We start from the raw sequence: 16,875 nt of genomic DNA, 5'->3' as shown, positions 1-16,875 counted from the left end.
GAGCGCACAACGAAGGAGCGGGTCATGTCGGTGGGAAGGGAAATGCCGGGCGGAGAGATCAGCCCGCCGGCCGGCCGGCTGCGTCACGGGAAGGCCGACTGGCTCACGGGCGCGCGGATCACCGCCGTCCTCGGCCTGTTCTACCGGCCCGAAGGACGCGCCGGGGAGCCGGAAGCCGTCGAGTTCGTCCTGGACGGAGGTCAGTCGGTGCTGCTGACCTGCGCCTCCGACCACACGCTGAGCATCACCTCCGGGGCCTGGCCCGGCCTGCCCGACTGGTGTGTGCCGGCGGGTCAGTGGCAGTTCGAGCAGCTGAGCCGGCTGCCACCCCCTCCGTACGGCGGGGCCTGGACGGTCACCGGCACGCAGGAACGGCGCGACGGGCACGGCGAGGTGCGCGAGGCGGTGATCCGGTGCGAGAACGGCGACTTCACGGTCGTCGGCGGCGACACCGTGGCCATCCGCTTCCTTCCCCGCTGAGGCCGCGCACTCCCCGGGCCCTCCGGACCCGCGGTCTCCCGAACCCGCCGGCCCGTGGTCAGGCCGGCCCCGGACTAGGCGTGGCCGCCCACGGTCACCTCCCCGACCGTCAGCTCCGGGGTGCCCTCCAGCACCTCGCCCAGCCTCTCCACCTGTTCCTCCAGCGCCCGCAGGCGCGCGGCGTCCAGCGGGCCCAGGGGTTCCACGGTCACCGCGATCCGCCTGCCCGAGCGCCGCTGGTGCCAGACCCCGGCGACCTCGCCGTCCACCAGCAGTACCGGGAAGTTGCCCGCCTGCCCGCCGGCCAGCGCGCGTTCGTACGCCGCGCCGGGGAAGAGGCGCTCACGCGGCTGGGAGGCGATGCCGAACGCGTCGAAGTAGGGCAGCAGCCGCACACCGCGCGGCGCCGCCGAGGGGAACCGGGTGTCGCCCGCCACCACCCACGCCTCCCCGCACGGCTCGTAGCCGACCTTCTCGATCGCACCCTTCCCGGCCAGCTCCTCGAAGAGCCGGCCGGCCCAGCCGCGCGGCGCCGCGAGCCACCGCGCGAAGTGGGCCGGGGTGGCGGGACCGTAGGCCAGCAGATACCGGCGCACGAGCGCGGCCGTCGCCTCCCGCGCGGGCATCGGGACGGTTCCGGGGTTCGTGTACGTGGCCTTCCGGCCCCGGTTCGGGGCGTAGCAGAGGGCGCCCCGGTGGCCCGCCAGGTGCAGTACCTGGCGCCAGCGGGGCCACATCCCCTGGACGGCGGGCATCACCGGGTCGCCCGCCCAGGGGCCCGTGCGGCCGATCACCTCGTCCGAGAGCTCGTCGACGGTGAGCTCGGTGTCCTCCAGGGCCGCCGCGACGGCGGCCACGACCTCCTCGACCTGGTCCGGCGTCATCCGGGCGTCCTTCGGGAAGGGGCTGCCGCCCGCCGGTACGGCCGACAGGGCCCCGGTCCACATCGCAAGCTCCTCGGCGGGCAGCAGGTGCACGGTGCCTCGCGGGCCGAACGTCTTGACCAGGCTCCGGTCGGTCCACAGAGCCGTCCGCACATCCGTGCGTGTCGCCCCCGGGGCGCGGAGCCCGATCGAGAGCTCGGCGGCGGACAGGACCTGGGCGTGTGCCCCGAGCATCGCCGCGACGGTCCCCATAACGCCGTGGGCGGGCCCCCGGGCGGAACGGGTGCCGCCGGAGAGGAACTGCCTGTCCAGGCGCCTGGCGTTCGCCCGGGACCAGCTCACGGTCGTGCCGCGGGTGCGTGTCGTCATGAGCGGAATGTAGGACGCCAATAGGACGGAATCCGTCCTCCGGGATCCCGGACGGGGACGTTCCGGGGGCGCGTGGAATGTGCCCGCAGCGCATTCCGATGAATTCGGAGAGTAATTATTCTGTGGCGTGGCACGCAGCAGCACTTACGAAGGGTTATGGTGGAAACCCCCCCTCGGGCCGGTCCGTAACCCCCCCCACGGACCGGCCCGTTTTTTTGTGCCCGGAAACATTCCGGATGTGCGGCGCTTGTGCAGGACCGGTGGCGCCCCCGTGCGCAGCCCCGGAAATCGGGGGAATTCGGTGCCCGGCGGTCCGCGGATCAGCCGCGGTTGGCCCAGATGTTGGTGCTCGCGGTGTCCACGGCGAAGGTGTCGATCTCCTTCAGTTCGGCGGCGGTCAGCGCGGGCGCGGCGAGCGCGGCCACGTTCTCCTCCAGCTGCTTCACACTCGAAGCGCCGATGAGCGCCGAGGTCATGCGGCTGTCCCGCAGGACCCAGTTGAGCGCCAGCTGGGCGAGGGACTGGTCCCGCCCCCGCGCGATGGCGTCCAGACCGCGCAGCCGCCGGACCATCTCGTCGGACAGCAGGTCCGGGTCCAGGGACTTGCCCTGGCTGGCCCGCGAACCCTCGGGAATGCCCGCCAGGTACTTGCCGGTGAGCAGCCCCTGGGCGAGCGGCGCGAAGGAGATGCAGCCCATGCCGGCCGTCTCCAGCGCGTCGAGCAGCCCGTCGGACTCCACCCAGCGGTTCACCATCGAGTAGGACGGCTGGTGGATCAGGGCGGGCACGCCCATCTCCCGGAGGATCCGGGCGGCCTCCGCGGTCTGCTCCGCGTTGTAGGAGGACACGCCCGCGTACAGCGCCTTCCCCCGGTTCACCGCGGAGGCGAGGGCGCCCATCGTCTCCTCGAGCGGGGTGGCGGGGTCGAAGCGGTGGGAGTAGAAGATGTCGACGTGGTCGAGGCCCGTCCGCCGCAGCGAGGCGTCGAGCGAGGAGAGCAGGTACTTGCGGGATCCCCACTCGCCGTACGGGCCGGGGTGCATCCGGTAGCCCGCCTTGGTCGAGACGATGATCTCGTCCCGGTACGGGGCGAAGTCCTGGTGGAAGATCTTGCCGAAGTTCAGCTCGGCGGAGCCGGGCGGCGGGCCGTAGTTGTTGGCCAGGTCGAAGTGGGTCACACCGAGGTCGAAGGCGCGGCGAAGGATCGCCCGCTGGGAGCCCAGGGCGCGGTCGTCGCCGAAGTTGTGCCAGAGGCCGAGCGAGATAGCCGGCAGCTTGAGTCCGCTGCGGCCGGTGCGGCGGTACTCCATGGAGTCGTAGCGCGACGCGTCGGGGAGGTAGGAGAGGGAATCAGTCACGTTTCACTCCTTATCACGGACTTGTGACAGGCCGGGTTGGGCCCCCGTGACCCGTCCGCAGTAATGTGGCGGCTTCGGGACAGGCCGGTCCGCGGCGCGAGAGCGCGGTGAGCGGACCGCACGGCGATCCCCCGGGGGGCGGCCCCGGACCCCCGCCGAGGGGGAGGGCGGGCCCCGGGCCCGTAATGAACCGAGAGGGTGAACTCAGTGAACTTGCGCGACCTGGTGTACGGGCTCTACGCACGCCGGGTGGGAGGCCGCCTGGATCACGACCAGGTGCCCAAGCACATCGGAGTCATCCTCGACGGCAACCGGCGGTGGGCCAAGGCGTCCGGCGGCTCGGCCGTGCAAGGCCACCAGGCCGGGGCGGACAAGATCTCGGAGCTGCTCGGATGGTGCAGCGAGACGGACGTCGAGGTCGTCACCCTCTGGCTGCTCTCCACCGACAACTTCGACCGGCCCGAGGCGGAGCTCATCCCGCTGCTCGGCATCATCGAGAACACCGTCCGCCAGCTGGCGTCCGACGGGCGGTGGCGCGTCCACCACGTCGGCACGCTGGACCTCCTGCCGTCCAGGACCCAGACCGTCCTCAAGGAGGCGGAGGAGGCCACGGCGGGCGTCGACGGGATAATCGTCAACGTCGCCGTCGGCTACGGCGGCCGCCAGGAGATCGCGGACGCGGTCCGCTCCCTCCTCCTGGACCACTCCGCCCGCGGCACCACGTTCGAGGAGCTCGCCGAGGTGGTCTCCACGGACCTGATCTCCGAGCACCTCTACACCCGTGGGCAGCCCGACCCGGACCTCGTGATCCGGACGAGCGGGGAGCAGCGGCTGTCGGGCTTCATGCTCTGGCAGAGCGCCCATTCGGAGTACTACTTCTGCGAGGTCTTCTGGCCGGCCTTCCGCAAGGTCGACTTCCTGCGCGCCCTGCGTGACTACGCGGCGCGCCACCGGCGTTACGGAGCCTGAGGGCCGGGACGGGCCGGCCGGGCGGCCGGAGGAGAGTAGCAGCGCCGGGGCTCACCTCGTCGCAGGCCGGGGCATGGCTTCGCGTGTTGGAGGGAATACAGCTCTCAGGTCGACGTCCGGTCAGTAACCGGGCGGACGTCGCAACCAAGTGAGCGGCACCCAGCCCGCTCGCCCGGGAGGCCCTTTGCACACGAAGGACCGCACACCGTGCGGCCGACGCGGAGGGCCGGTGTTCGGCCCGCGCACGGGGCCCGAACCCGGTCCGTCCTCTCCCTTCGGGAAGTTCCGCGACCTCCGTCGCACTCCCCGACCTCGTCCGAGGGGGTACGTCCTTCCGTGGTGACCAGCAACAAGCGCCGCATGCCCGACAGGCGCACCTACGTTCTCGACACCAGCGTCCTGCTGGCCGACCCCAAAGCCATGACCCGGTTCGACGAGCACGAAGTCGTGCTGCCGATCGTCGTGGTGACGGAGCTGGAGGCCAAAAGGCACCACCCCGAGCTCGGATACTTCGCCCGGCAGGCGCTGCGCCTGCTGGACGACTTCCGGATCCGGTACGGCCGGCTGGACGCCCCGATCCTGCTCGGGGACCTGGGCGGGTCGCTCCGTGTCGAACTCAACCATTCCGACCCCGGCGTGCTGCCCGCCGGCTACCGGTTGGGGGACAACGACTCACGGATCCTCGCGGTCGCACGCAATCTGCAGGCCGAGGGGTTCGACGTCACCGTCGTCTCCAAGGACCTGCCGCTCCGGATCAAGGCGTCCTCGGTCGGCCTCCTCGCGGAGGAGTACCGCGCCGAACTCGCCGTCACCGACTCCGGCTGGACGGGGATGGCCGAACTGACCCTCGCCGGGGACCAGGTCGACCTGCTCTTCGGCGAGGAGAGCCTGTACGTCCCCGAGGCCGCCGAGTACCCCGTGCACACCGGTCTGGTCCTCCAGTCCGAGCGCGGCAAGGCGCTCGGCAGGGTCACGGCCGAGGGCAACGTGCGCCTCGTGCGCGGCGATCGTGAGGCCTTCGGGATCCACGGCCGCAGCGCCGAACAGCGGATCGCGCTCGACCTGCTCCTCGACCAGGACATCGGCATCGTGTCCATGGGCGGCCGGGCAGGGACCGGCAAGTCGGCCCTGGCGCTCTGCGCGGGCCTGGAGGCCGTGCTGGAGCGCCGGCAGCACAAGAAGGTGATGGTCTTCCGGCCGCTGTACGCGGTCGGCGGGCAGGAGCTCGGCTATCTCCCCGGCAGCGAGGCCGAGAAGATGAGCCCCTGGGCGCAGGCCGTCTTCGACACGCTGTCGGCGGTCGCCGGGCGCGAGGTCATCGAAGAGGTGCTGGGGCGCGGGATGCTGGAGGTCCTGCCGCTCACCCACATCCGGGGCCGGTCGCTCCACGACGCGTTCGTGATCGTGGACGAGGCGCAGTCCCTGGAGCGGAACGTCCTGCTGACCGTGTTGTCCCGTATCGGGGCGAACTCGCGGGTGGTGCTCACCCATGACGTCGCGCAGCGGGACAACCTCAGGGTCGGCCGGTACGACGGAGTCGTCGCCGTGGTCGAGAAACTGAAGGGGCATCCGCTCTTCGCCCACGTCACGCTCACCCGGTCCGAACGCTCACAGATCGCCGCGCTGGTGACCGAAATGCTGGAGGACGGCCACATCTGACCCTGAACGCCCCATAGATGCCGCCCGGCGAGCCAAGGAGCTTAGCCGGGCGGCATCGTGCTGCGCCGTCATTTCCGAAAAAGTTGTGCGCCAAACGGGGTGTGAGCTTTCACACGCAACACAGAATTGCAACGCGCCGTGTCCTTCCGGCAGAGTCTTGCTTCCGTCAGGCCCCGCATACGGCACTTGGGCACCTCCAGAGGCGCCACGCACCACACAACTCAACAATCGCCGTCCGTATGCCGCCCGCGAGTACCACGTGGCGCTCCCGAGAGGGAGTGCCCACCGGGCCCGTGCCTCCCGTGACCCAAGCAGTAGGGAGGCCAGTGTCAGGGGGCACGATTGCGCCCGCGAGGTCACCTAAGCGGGCGATGCTGGAAGGACACCATGTGAGCCGGATCTCGGTCCGGGGGTTCGCCGTGGCATCTGCCACCGCGGTCACCACCGTAGGCGCCGTCGTAGGCGTTGCGTCGGGCAGCACTCCCGCTGTCGACGACAACAACTTCGAGGCGGCCGCAGCCGACACCACGCTGCTCGCAGACATTCCCGCGGGCCAGCAGGCCCAGGTCCAGACCGCTTCGCTGACGCAGCAGGCCGACGCCCAGGCGTCCGCGGCCGACGCGGCGGCGAAGAAGTCGGCCGAGGAGACGGCCCGCATCCAGGCCGCCAAGGACGCCAAGTCGAAGAAGCAGGCGGCCGAGGACAAGCTGGAGGCGGAGCGCGAGGCCAAGGAGAAGAAGGAGGCCGAGCGCGCGAGCCGGTCCTCCGTCCGCGACGCCTCGTCCTTCTCGGCCCAGGGCTCGTACTCGGTGGCCGAAGTGCAGGCGATGGCCCGGCAGATGATGCCGGCGGATCAGTTCCAGTGCTTCAGTAACATCGTGGAGCGCGAGTCTGGCTGGAACTACAAGGCAACCAACCCTTCCTCCGGCGCCTACGGCATCATGCAAGCCCTGCCGGGCTCCAAGATGGCGTCGGCGGGAGCAGACTGGCAGACCAACCCTGCGACCCAGATCAAGTGGGGTCTCAGCTACATGAACAGTGACCGCTACGGCAGCCCCTGTGCTGCATGGTCCTTCTGGCAGGCCAACCACTGGTACTAGAACCCCGCGAGGTTCAGCGACCGACCTCGAGATGCCCCGCACCGATCCACGGTGCGGGGCATCTCGCGTGTACGGTCGATCCGGACATCTCCGGGGGCGTGCGGGGAGTGAACGGGGGAAGGAAAAGATCCATGTCAAAACTTCCGGGGTGGCTCGGTCGGCTGGGCGCCGAACTCACCGAGATCGGGGCGCGACTGGAAGAACGCCGCGCCGAGGACGAGCGCCGTGCCGACGAGAACGCCGTGAGCGGCTCGTCGTCGACGCTCTCCACGGTGGCCGCCGAACAGGTACCGCGTCCCCCCTCCTACGCCCCCGACGTGGCGGCGAGACCCGACCCGGTGTCGGCGATCCCCTGGGGGATGCGTGTCGCGGCCGAGGCGGGCTGGCGGCTGCTGGTCCTGGCGGGCACCCTCTGGATCCTGATGCGCGTCATCAGCGCCATCCAGCTGGTCGTCCTGGCCTTCGTCGCCGCCCTGCTGGTGACGGCGCTGCTCCAGCCGACCGTCGTCCGCCTGCGGCGTCTCGGGCTGCCGCGCGGGCTGGCCACCGCGGTCACCGCCGTGCTCGGCTTCGTCATCATGGGCCTGGTCGGCTGGTTCGTGGTGTGGCAGGTCATGGACAACCTGGACACGCTGTCCGACCGGGTCCGTGACGGTATCGACGAGCTGAAGCGCTGGCTCCTGGACAGCCCGTTCCATGTCACCGAGTCGCAGATCAACGACATCGCGAAGAACCTCAGCGACACCATCGGCACCAACACCGAGGAGATCACCTCCGCCGGGCTCCAGGGCGTCACGGTGATGGTCGAGGTCCTCACCGGGCTGCTGCTGGCGATGTTCTCGACGCTCTTCCTGCTGTACGACGGCAAGCGCATCTGGCAGTGGGTGCTCAAGCTCGTGCCGGCCCAGGCCAGGCCGGGCGTCGCGGGCGCCGGGCCGCGTGCCTGGCGGACACTGACCGCCTACGTCCGGGGCACGGTGATCGTCGCCCTGATCGACGCGATCTTCATCGGGCTCGGGATCTACTTCCTCGATGTGCCGATGGCGGTCCCGCTCGCCGTCTTCATCTTCCTCTTCGCCTTCATCCCGCTGGTCGGCGCCGTGGTCTCCGGCGCCCTCGCCGTGGTCGTCGCACTCGTCACCCAGGGCGTGTTCACCGCCCTGATGGTGCTCATCGTGGTCCTCGCGGTGCAGCAGATCGAGGGTCACATCCTGCAGCCCTTCATCCTCGGCCGGGCGGTGCGCGTCCACCCGCTGGCCGTGGTGCTGTCCGTCGCGGCCGGCGGCATGATCGCGGGCATCGGCGGCGCCGTCGTCGCCGTGCCCCTGGTCGCGGTGACCAACACGGTGGTCGGCTATCTGCGTTCCTACGGGCAGGACCCGGCCGTGCTCCAGGGCCCCGGACCGTACGGAGCCACCGCCCTGTCGGCCATGCCGGCGAAGGAGCCGCCCGCCGCCGGGGACGCCCCGGCGGCCGTTTCCGCGGACGACCACGGCGGCGAGGGCGCCGCCCCGGACGACCGGAAGCAGTAGGACGTCACGACGGTCCGGGCGCCGGGAGGCGGCCGGACCGTCCGCGCCGGGCGTGGACGTCAGGAGACGCGGACATGAAGAAGGGCCCCGCCGACGGTCGGTCGTCGACGGGGCCCTTCCCGTACAAATGTACTGCGGGTCACTGCCCCGCGAGCACGTCCTCGGAATCGAGGGTCACACCGACCGCCTGGATCACCGAAGCGATCTTGACGGCTTCCTGGACGGTCTCGCGGTCGACACCGGCCTTGCGCAGCACCTGCTCGTGCGAGTCGAGGCACTGGCCGCAGCCGTTGATCGCGGAGACGGCGAGCGACCACAGCTCGAAGTCGACCTTCTCCACACCCGGCTTGCCGATGACGTTCATCCGCAGGCCGGCACGGAGGTTCCCGTACTCGGGGTCCGACAGCAGGTGCCGGGTGCGGTAGAAGACGTTGTTCATCGCCATGATCGCCGCTGCCGACTTCGCCGCGGTGTACGCCTCGGCGGAGAGGTTGGCCTTGGCCTCCGGCTCCAGCTCGCGCAGCACCTTCGGCGAACGCGAGGCGATCGCGCAGGCCAGGACGGTGCCCCACAGCTGCTGCTGGGGAAGCTCGCTGTTGCCGATGACCGAACCGAGGTTCAGCTTCAGGTCCTTGGCGAAGTCCGGTATGGCGGACTTCAGTTCGTCGAGTGCCATGTGGGTATCAGCTCACTCGCCGGAGAGGAGGGCGACCGGGTCGAGGGTGTTCTCGCCCTTGGTCCAGTTGCAGGGGCAGAGCTCGTCGGTCTGCAGGGCGTCGAGGACCCGCAGGACCTCCTTGGGGTTACGGCCCACGGAACCGGCGGTCACCATCGTGAACTGGATCTCGTTGTTCTGGTCGACGATGAAGACGGCGCGCTGGGCGAAGCCGTCCTCGCCCTCGATGCCGAGGTCACGCATGAGCTCGTGCTTCGAGTCGGCCAGCATCGGGAAGGGCAGGTCGGTCAGGTCCGGGTGGTCCTTGCGCCAGGCGTGGTGCACGAACTCGGAGTCGCCGGAGAAGCCGAGGACCTGAGCGTCACGGTCGGCGAACTCGTCGTTCAGCTTGCCGAAGGCGGCGATCTCGGTGGGGCACACGAAGGTGAAGTCCTTCGGCCACGCGAAGATCACTTTCCAACCCTCATACGTCTTGTGGGTGATGGTCTCGAACTCCTTGCCCTTCTCCAGGGAGACGCAAGCAGTCAGTTCGAATTCGGGGAACTTGTCACCAACGGTGAGCATGATTCGGGGTACTCCTGTGTTGCTTGGGGTTGGACCTGAGCAGAGTCGCACATTCCCATTGATCAAGGAAATCGGTCACGTCGCAAGTATTGATAGAGGCACGCGATCAGTGGTATGTGTCGTAGCCATGTCAATATCTGGGGCCCGGCCGGATCGCGGCTCCGGCTCCAGGGCGCAGGTTTCAGGGCCTCCGGGAGGGAGCCTTCTCGATCAATCCTTCCATCGCCGCAGCCTCCGGCGACGCCACCGCGTGCGCCGAGCATGATGACGGAGGCCGCACCTGTCGAACCTTCGAGGAGGTCGTCCCCTTCGAGTGCCTGCAGGACGTCAAGGGAAGTAGCCCTGTTCCGATTGAGACATCGGAATCTTCGCGCCAGTGCGTGCACTGCTCGATCAGCCTGGCGCAAGCGTTAAGCCTCCACTCGCCAGGCGGGGGCCTCGAGGGCTAGGCGCTGAGCTGAGCAGACTGGAATCTCCATAACACACAGGTCGGGGGTCTACCCAGAGGAATTTCGAGACGTGGGTGGACAGTGCAACGACGGTTCCGAGCCCTCTCCCTCCTCTGATCCGTCACGATATGGCCGCATTGATGGAGGCGCTGTGCTGAAGGGCACAGTGCAGGCAGGGTAGGTCTCACGTCGGTCTTCTGGTCACTTTATGTGCACATTGCGGCGGCGCTCGCTCTGGTCCGGGCGTCTGGAGCGCCCTGAAGTGACCAATGGCTGGACCAGACCCTTACTAGCCCAAGGCTTCTCGCATAGATTTCTAACGACTACAGAGAGTGCGTAAGCGATCCGGTTCGGTGAATGTGTTGTCACCTTTCCCTGATTCCAGACTAAGGATGCTCAATGTTCAGCAGAGTCAGATCCACCGTGTGTGCCACGCTTGCCGTAATTGCAATATTTACCCTCGCCGCACCGCAGGCCTTCGCTGAGGAGGGTCGCAATACCGTGGTGGGTGTGTCCGAACTGCAGATCGCCAGGGGCGCGGATTCTGTGACTCGTGCCATTGCCCAAGCTGACCCTCAGGCCGTGGCCGCTGCCGCGAATGTGTGCGGCGCCGGCTATGTGCTGAACAAGGGGATACCGCTTCCTGTGGGCACTGCCCCTAGCGAGCGACTGGCAACCTTGTTCTCCTACCAGAACAGCGGAAAGGGCTGCGTGATCCTTGACAATAACGTCGGAGTCTCGAGGTACATGTATCTGAAGGCTTGCAAGGCGGGTGGCACTGGTTGCGCCACTGACTCAGGGAATTTCAGTCAGTACGCGGGACCGGTATACGTTTCCGCTTTCGTCTGTGCGCCGGTGACTGCCAAAATGGGGACCAGTTCCTCGAGTCTTTACATCAACTACACTGACGAATATGTCTTCTCGTGTAACTAGCCCAGTCGGCGAGGGTTGTCACGCGCCTCTGGCAGCTACCTCAAAATAGGTGCCTGTAACTAGTGGCAGCGTGCTGCGCCTCAGACTCTGGGGCGCAGCATTGCTTGCTGCCACCCTGGCCGTCGGATGCTCGAACAGTGAAAATTCTCCTCCTGTTTCCTCGCCCACTGCTCCTCGCCCTCGTCGACGGCATCCCACCCGTCGCGGGCTGCCCCGGCCGGCCCCGCAGGCGGCCCGAGGCTCTGCTTGGTGACAAGGTCTACGACTCCAACGCCAACCGCGACGAGCTGGGTCACCGGCGAATCCTGCCCGCCATCTCCCGCAAGGATCACCGAACATCAAGGGCCTGAGCAAGCCGCGCTACGTCACCGAGCAGACTTTCGTCCTGCACCACTGCTTCAAACGCCTCGCCATCCGCTGGGAACGCCGCACCGAACTCCACGACGCCTTCATCTCCCTCGCCTGCAGCCTCATCTGCTACCGACGCTTCAAGAAGACCCGACCATGATCGTGTTACGAGGTCTAAGCGTCATTTGATTGGCGGCAATGCGCACGAAAACTGGACCGCACCTCGCTTGTTTAAGCCAAAGTTTCCATGTGCACATCGTCCGGTCCGGTAGATTGCTGTGAGTACTGCCAGGTCGTTCGTCGTGACCGGTTCGATTCCCCATTTCCCGGATATATCGAAGAATCGAAGGAGCGGATTGCCGCCATGGTTGATGAAATGGTACTTCAAGCCCAGAAGTGGGTTAACGCGACGTACAAGAGTGTCGCCGGCTATAACGCTGTGACGGAGGACGGGAAGACCGGATGGAACACCATGTACTCCCTGACACGGGCGTTGCAGCATGAACTCGGGATTGCAGTGCTTTCCAACGCCTTTGGTCCCACGACTTTGTCTACGTTGGCCGCTAGGGGGGACATTAAGGTTGGCGAGTCGAACAAGAACATAGTCAAGATCATCCAGTGTGGCCTTTGGTGTAAGGGTTACACCGGCGGTGCCATCGACGGGGAGATGTCCAACGCCACTTTGTTCGGCTTCAAGACAATGATGGAAGACATCGATCTTCCGCCGGAAAAGATCGGCCCCTTCCTTCCGGCCAAAGTTTTCAAGGCCCTGCTCACCATGGATGCCTATAAATTCCAGTCCGGTGGACTTGAGCAGATTCGCCTCATGCAGCGGTGGCTCAACCGCATGTACTGGGAAAAGTCGACCTTTTTCATCGGCCCGTGTGATGGGTTCTTCTCCCGTGACGTGCAGCAGGCCCTGATGAAGGGGATCCAGTATGAGTCGGGAATTCCCGAGGGCTCGGCCAATGGCGTTTTTGGTCCCGCTACTGAAGCGAGCCTACGAAACCATGTGCTCGCCGAAGGCGACTCCGGGACGTGGGTGCAGCTTTTCTCCGCCGCTTGTGTTGGAAATGGCCCCTCGAACACAAGTGGCGACATCGCCAGCTTCAGCTACGAATTCGGCCCGAAGCTCGCGAGTTGGGTGAGAAAGTTTCAAAGCTTCTCCGCGATCAGCGAGACGGGCAAGGCCGACTTCGACACATGGGCCCAATTGTTGGTTTCTTACGGCAACCCCGACAGGTTTGCCAACTGCTGTGACACCCGCTTCACCATCACCTCCTCTCGGGCGAAGGCTCTCTACGCCGCTAAGTACCGCGCAGTAGGCCGCTACCTTGACGAGCCGGCCGGTAGCACCCTGAACAAGGAGATACAGCCTGGAGAGCTGGACGCGATCTTCTCCGCCGGCCTGAACGTCATCCCGATCTGGCAGTATGATGCGCGGAAACTAGCAGACTTCTCGTACTCCAACGGGTTCTCGCACGGGCGCAAAGCTCACGAGCGTGCCGAAGGATATGGATTCAATCGGAGTACGGTGATCTATTTCGCGGTTGACTACGATGCCACGCAAGCAGAGATGGATAAGATCGTCGACTACTTCAGCGGCGTGAACGACGCCCTCAAGAGTAGTGGCAGCAAATATATCACTGGCGTGTACGGTTCAAGGAACGTGTGCGCAAGCGTGTCTGCAGGTGCCTATGTTCCTTACGCGTATGTCTCCGGTATGTCCTACGGATTCTCCGGCAACCTCGGATTTCCTCTTCCGCAAAACTGGACATTCAACCAGATCAAGGAGTTCGACTTCTCTGCGGGTGCGGACACCTTCGCGCTTGACCGGGTGGTACATCGCCCCGGCTCCGACTTCGGGCAGAGCTCAGTCAACCAGTCGGGAAGTGCATCAGTCGATGAGTTCATGGCGTACGTCCAGAGGGTGTATGACGCAGCCGTCGCGTACGGAAAAGGTAACGCGAACGAACTGTCCCTTCAGTTCATGCGCTGGGACAAGTACACCGACTCTCGCTGGGGGTTGCTTTTCGGCGATGTTGACAACGCGTTCATTCAATTCGCGCGTGACCGGGGACTCGGTCGCGCGAGGGATCAGGCGTACCTTGACCCGTCGATGGGTGTCACCATCAGCCCGGACCACCTGATTGCCAGTGCCGCAGGATATTTCCTTAAGGGGAATGCGGGAGTCGGAAATGCGAATCGCGCCGAGCTCGCCAGTTGGGGTGGAGACCTGCTCACGTTCTACGGTGAATGGAGTCGTTCGGATAACGCATCCCCGCTGGACTTCTGCCGGAAGACGCTGGCCAGGCCCGACGTCGCGTCCACGTTCTCGCTCAGCGACCTGATCGAGGACATAGACGGGTTCACGGTCGCGACTAAGCTGAAGGCGGGCAGCACAAACATCGTTACCGAACTTAGGAAGATTTTGCTTGGTGGTGGTCACGCGACGCGTTTTAGTGACTTCAAAGCAGCCAGGTTCGGAAACACCACCGACGGCGTCAAGAGGACGGCAAAGGCATTTCTCGAGGACCAGATCGAAGATACCCTGCTGTCAAAGACGCGTGCACTTCTTATTCAGAGGAACTGCCCGCTCCTCAAAGAGCCCTGGAACGAGCCCGACTCTGTAATGGACGAGTTCTATCGGGGATTCGCCGAAGTTCTGCAGCGTCTCATCGACCAGGAAGTGAACCGCTGAAGCAGGTGTCTCGGGCGGCGGGCTGCGTCCGTTGTTCAGACTCTAACGGAAGCATATTTACGCTAAACATGCACATTCTTCACCACAGCTAGGACGACAGTAGAGGCACACGGCCGCACCCGTCGAAAACGGCAGGCCGGATGACTTGCCTGCCATGGTGAAGCACATGGTGCGGGAGACCGAAAAACTACTTTGCTCCGCGTGTCTGCGGAATCGGATCAGGAGAATGGGACGCAATGCCGACGCCTTTGATGGGCCTGCTCCTGCTCTTTAGTGTGGCGGCTGTGCCGGCCTGCATCCTGGTGATCGTTCTCATGCTGAGGAACCCGCCCCGCTCGCTGTCCAGGATCTGTGCGGTTCTCGCCCTGATCTTTGGTTTTTCGGCTACGGCCGTGTACTGCTACGGCTGGTTCTCCGTCACCCTGGGGGGGCCGTTCCCGGAACTGTGCGAGGACAGGCACACGTCCGGCGCCCAGTTGGAGAGCCTTAAGCAGGATTTCTGGCCCCTCCGCAACGCCTGTATGTATTCCGACGGATCGACGGTGGAGCATGTTTCCTCATCGATCAACGTGTTCGTCTACGTGCTGGCCGGTCTTGCCGTCGCTATGACCTGTGCCGCGTTCCTGTACCGGCGGGCACGAAACATTTCCGAAGGGACCTCATGACCACCGAACTTTCACGTCGTACCATACTCAAGCAACTCACAGGCGTCGCTGCTGGAGTCGCCCTGGTCTCCGGTGGCGGCGCACTTCTGGCTCCCGCCACCGCTGTAGCCGCTGATACCACGTGGCGCCAATCGTATTCTGCGAACGGCTGGAGCATCTCGACCGACCGCGCTTCGTTCACCAGTGACTGTGACATCCAGGGAACCGGCCTGACCGTCGCCCTGCGTGAAGGAGACACCGCAACGGTCCTGGCCTATCTGGCACAACGCTTCCACTACGACGTCGCCCAGCTGGATAGCGAGCGCGGCGAGATCGTCGGATACCGCGCCCATCACGAGGTCAGGGCGGAATTCGAGTCCAACCACCTGTCAGGAACCGCACTCGCGCTGTATCCGGAAAGCTTTCCGCTGGGAGCCACGGGGAACTTCTACCCGTACCAGGTGACGGTGATCCGCGACATCCTGGCGGAACTCAGAGGCGTCGTGAAGTGGGGCGGTGACATGAGGCCAGCCATGGAATCTATGTTCTACATCGACGTGCCGCCGGAGTCGCAGCAACTCAAGCAGGTCGCAGCGACGCTCCGAGAATGGCAAATCACTCCGGGTGAGGGTGCTGGGACTCAAAACGTCGAGGACCCCAAGCGCATCAAGGCGTCGAAGGCGCTCACGAAGAGGCAGAAACATTAGGCGTTCTGTCCGCCAAAGTTGGTTGCGGTGACAGTGAGCTGTTTACAACCCCCCGTCAGGTTGGGAACAGCTCAGTTGGGGCGCACCGGATGAACTGCGCGGGCTATCCTGCCTAAGAACTCATAACACGATCTTGTTTGAGTGTCCTATTTCCGTGACCGGCACCCTCATCGCCGCGGGATGGCTGCGGGTATCATTGACACTTGCGCTCACTCTCGGACGCTGGTCCACGGGCTGTATTAGACTTGATGGATCACTGCCTTCCGGTCCGGCAGGGGCAGTGCATCGCATAGCAGAGAGGTGTCGTCATATTGGACTGTAAGGGCGTTCCCGATATCTGGAGTTGTGCCGTATGCGTCGTCGAGCGCCAGCCGGAGATTATGGGGAAGTCCGAAACTAAATGGACGCCGCATTTCCGCTCGGAGTGGTGGAATTCGCTGTTCCGTCGAGGCGGTACCTGTGCCGTTTAGCGAGCTCATTAGGTCCGCTATTCTTGGCTCAAGGTGATATAGGGTAGTTTTCGATGGCTCATGAAAATCGGGACAAAGTGAAACGTCCCAGCCTCTCGCAGCTGCGCGCCTTCGCGGCCGTGGCGGAACATCTGCACTTCCGGGATGCGGCGGCAGCAATCGGGATGAGTCAGCCCGCGCTCTCCGGGGCCGTGTCCGCACTGGAGGTGGCACTGGGTGTCCAGCTGATCGAGCGTACGACGCGCAAGGTGCTGCTCTCGCCGGCGGGGGAGCGGCTCGCGGTGCGGAGCCGGGCCGTGCTGGAGGCGCTGGGCGAACTGATGGAGGAGGCCGAGGCGGTCCGCGCGCCGTTCACCGGTGTGCTCCGGCTCGGCGTGATCCCGACGGTGGCCCCCTATCTGCTGCCTGCCGTGCTGCGGCTGGTCCACGAGCGCTACCCGGATCTGGACCTCCAGGTCCACGAGGAGCAGACCTCCTCGCTGCTGGAGGGGCTCGCCGCGGGGCGGCTGGACCTGCTGCTGCTCGCCGTGCCGCTCGGGGTGCCCGGAGTCACCGAGATGCCGCTGTTCGACGAGGACTTCGTGCTCGTCATGGAGAAGGAGCACGCCCTCGCCGGGCGCACCGCTCTGCCGCGGGAGACGCTCCGGGACCTGCCGTTGCTGCTGCTCGACGAGGGGCACTGCCTGCGCGACCAGGCGCTGGACATCTGCCGGGAGGCGGGGCGCACCCAGGGGGCGCCGGTCACGACGACCGCGGCCGGGCTCTCCACGCTGGTGCAGCTGGTCGCGGGCGGGCTCGGGGTGACCCTGCTGCCGCGTACGGCGGTGACGGTCGAGACCGGGCGCAACGAGGCGCTGTCCACCGGGTACTTCACGGATCCCGCGCCCTCCCGGCGGGTGGCCCTGGCCGTGCGGACGGGTTCGGCGCGCCACGAGGAGTTCGAGGAGCTCGCGGCCGCACTGCGCGGTGCGATGGGGACACTGCCGGTACGGATATCCGGCGAGGGGTGAATGCGCCCCCCGGCGCACTCAC

At 66.0% G+C, this 16,875-nt stretch carries 15 protein-coding genes; 11 read left to right on the top strand and 4 right to left on the bottom strand.

From position 1 onward, the window contains the following. Window positions 1–24 precede the first annotated feature (24 nt). Window positions 25–480, top strand: coding sequence for a hypothetical protein (locus IA22_RS0113805; protein ID WP_014154330.1), 456 nt, complete (start codon window positions 25–27; stop codon window positions 478–480). A gap of 74 nt (window positions 481–554) precedes the next feature. Here the strand turns inward: IA22_RS0113805 and IA22_RS0113800 are convergent, their stop codons facing one another. Beyond that, the gene (locus IA22_RS0113800) at window positions 555–1,733 is read right to left on the bottom strand and encodes a winged helix DNA-binding domain-containing protein (RefSeq protein ID WP_030123769.1); all 1,179 of its coding nucleotides are present in this window, start codon (window positions 1,731–1,733) and stop codon (window positions 555–557) included. Window positions 1,734–2,053: 320 nt separating this feature from the next. Then, window positions 2,054–3,091, bottom strand: a complete 1,038-nt coding sequence (mgrA, locus tag IA22_RS0113795; protein ID WP_015578565.1) for an L-glyceraldehyde 3-phosphate reductase — start codon at window positions 3,089–3,091, stop codon at window positions 2,054–2,056. Between the two features lie 207 nt (window positions 3,092–3,298). Here mgrA and IA22_RS0113790 point away from each other — a divergent pair, with 207 nt between their 5' ends. The 4 genes from IA22_RS0113790 to IA22_RS0113775 all read left to right on the top strand — a co-directional run bounded on the left by IA22_RS0113790 (window position 3,299) and on the right by IA22_RS0113775 (window position 8,351). After that, complete coding sequence (locus IA22_RS0113790; RefSeq protein WP_014154327.1) at window positions 3,299–4,060, top strand: isoprenyl transferase; 762 nt, start codon at window positions 3,299–3,301, stop codon at window positions 4,058–4,060. Between the two features lie 336 nt (window positions 4,061–4,396). Then, a complete protein-coding gene (locus IA22_RS0113785) occupies window positions 4,397–5,719 on the top strand; it encodes a PhoH family protein (protein WP_030123768.1) in 1,323 nt (440 codons plus the stop codon). Between the two features lie 389 nt (window positions 5,720–6,108). After that, window positions 6,109–6,819, top strand: a complete 711-nt coding sequence (locus IA22_RS0113780) for an aggregation-promoting factor C-terminal-like domain-containing protein (RefSeq protein ID WP_015578568.1) — start codon at window positions 6,109–6,111, stop codon at window positions 6,817–6,819. 131 nt (window positions 6,820–6,950) lie between these two features. Further along, a complete protein-coding gene (locus IA22_RS0113775) occupies window positions 6,951–8,351 on the top strand; it encodes an AI-2E family transporter (protein ID WP_014154324.1) in 1,401 nt (466 codons plus the stop codon). Window positions 8,352–8,490: 139 nt separating this feature from the next. On the opposite strand, the gene IA22_RS0113770 is transcribed toward IA22_RS0113775, so the two are convergent. Both IA22_RS0113770 and IA22_RS0113765 read right to left on the bottom strand, forming a co-directional pair. Next, the gene (locus tag IA22_RS0113770; RefSeq protein WP_014154323.1) at window positions 8,491–9,027 is read right to left on the bottom strand and encodes an alkyl hydroperoxide reductase; all 537 of its coding nucleotides are present in this window, start codon (window positions 9,025–9,027) and stop codon (window positions 8,491–8,493) included. Between the two features lie 12 nt (window positions 9,028–9,039). Continuing rightward, window positions 9,040–9,591 (bottom strand): peroxiredoxin, encoded by a 552-nt coding sequence (locus tag IA22_RS0113765; RefSeq protein WP_030123767.1) that lies wholly within the window; start codon window positions 9,589–9,591, stop codon window positions 9,040–9,042. A gap of 848 nt (window positions 9,592–10,439) precedes the next feature. Between IA22_RS0113765 and IA22_RS35230 the strand changes: the two genes are divergently transcribed. The 6 genes from IA22_RS35230 to IA22_RS0113745 all read left to right on the top strand — a co-directional run bounded on the left by IA22_RS35230 (window position 10,440) and on the right by IA22_RS0113745 (window position 16,853). Then, window positions 10,440–10,973, top strand: coding sequence for a hypothetical protein (locus IA22_RS35230; protein ID WP_078640253.1), 534 nt, complete (start codon window positions 10,440–10,442; stop codon window positions 10,971–10,973). A gap of 137 nt (window positions 10,974–11,110) precedes the next feature. Next, window positions 11,111–11,323, top strand: a complete 213-nt coding sequence (locus IA22_RS36795; protein WP_157840927.1) for a hypothetical protein — start codon at window positions 11,111–11,113, stop codon at window positions 11,321–11,323. Window positions 11,324–11,685: 362 nt separating this feature from the next. After that, window positions 11,686–14,022: a glycoside hydrolase domain-containing protein gene (locus IA22_RS0113760; protein ID WP_038272245.1), complete on the top strand. Its 2,337-nt coding sequence runs from the start codon at window positions 11,686–11,688 to the stop codon at window positions 14,020–14,022. A 236-nt stretch (window positions 14,023–14,258) separates the two neighbouring features. After that, window positions 14,259–14,687 carry a hypothetical protein gene (locus IA22_RS0113755; RefSeq protein ID WP_030123765.1) on the top strand — a complete coding sequence of 143 codons (429 nt, stop codon included), beginning with the start codon at window positions 14,259–14,261 and terminating at the stop codon, window positions 14,685–14,687. Then, window positions 14,684–15,373 (top strand): hypothetical protein, encoded by a 690-nt coding sequence (locus IA22_RS0113750; RefSeq protein ID WP_030123764.1) that lies wholly within the window; start codon window positions 14,684–14,686, stop codon window positions 15,371–15,373. The genes IA22_RS0113755 and IA22_RS0113750 overlap by 4 nt, the downstream gene beginning before the upstream one ends. 523 nt (window positions 15,374–15,896) lie before the next feature. Continuing rightward, on the top strand, window positions 15,897–16,853 hold the full coding sequence (locus IA22_RS0113745) for a hydrogen peroxide-inducible genes activator (protein WP_030123763.1): 957 nt from the start codon (window positions 15,897–15,899) through the stop codon (window positions 16,851–16,853). Window positions 16,854–16,875 lie beyond the last annotated feature (22 nt).

Source organism: Kitasatospora papulosa, assembly GCF_000717245.1.
GTDB classification, from domain to species: Bacteria; Actinomycetota; Actinomycetes; order Streptomycetales; family Streptomycetaceae; genus Streptomyces; species Streptomyces papulosus.
Note: the sequence above shows the minus strand (reverse complement) of the source record. Positions and strands in the feature narration are given on the sequence as shown.

Excerpts from the sequence above, each read along its gene's own strand:
- IA22_RS0113805 (WP_014154330.1), top strand. The coding sequence starts at position 25 with ATGTCGGTGGGAAGGGAAATGCCGGGCGGAGAGATCAGCCCGCCGGCC.
- IA22_RS0113800 (WP_030123769.1), bottom strand. The coding sequence starts at position 1,733 with ATGACGACACGCACCCGCGGCACGACCGTGAGCTGGTCCCGGGCGAAC.
- IA22_RS0113775 (WP_014154324.1), top strand. The coding sequence starts at position 6,951 with ATGTCAAAACTTCCGGGGTGGCTCGGTCGGCTGGGCGCCGAACTCACC.
- IA22_RS0113770 (WP_014154323.1), bottom strand. The coding sequence starts at position 9,027 with ATGGCACTCGACGAACTGAAGTCCGCCATACCGGACTTCGCCAAGGAC.
- IA22_RS0113765 (WP_030123767.1), bottom strand. The coding sequence starts at position 9,591 with ATGCTCACCGTTGGTGACAAGTTCCCCGAATTCGAACTGACTGCTTGC.
- IA22_RS35230 (WP_078640253.1), top strand. The coding sequence starts at position 10,440 with ATGTTCAGCAGAGTCAGATCCACCGTGTGTGCCACGCTTGCCGTAATT.
- IA22_RS0113760 (WP_038272245.1), top strand. The coding sequence starts at position 11,686 with ATGGTTGATGAAATGGTACTTCAAGCCCAGAAGTGGGTTAACGCGACG.
- IA22_RS0113755 (WP_030123765.1), top strand. The coding sequence starts at position 14,259 with ATGCCGACGCCTTTGATGGGCCTGCTCCTGCTCTTTAGTGTGGCGGCT.
- IA22_RS0113750 (WP_030123764.1), top strand. The coding sequence starts at position 14,684 with ATGACCACCGAACTTTCACGTCGTACCATACTCAAGCAACTCACAGGC.
- IA22_RS0113745 (WP_030123763.1), top strand. The coding sequence starts at position 15,897 with ATGGCTCATGAAAATCGGGACAAAGTGAAACGTCCCAGCCTCTCGCAG.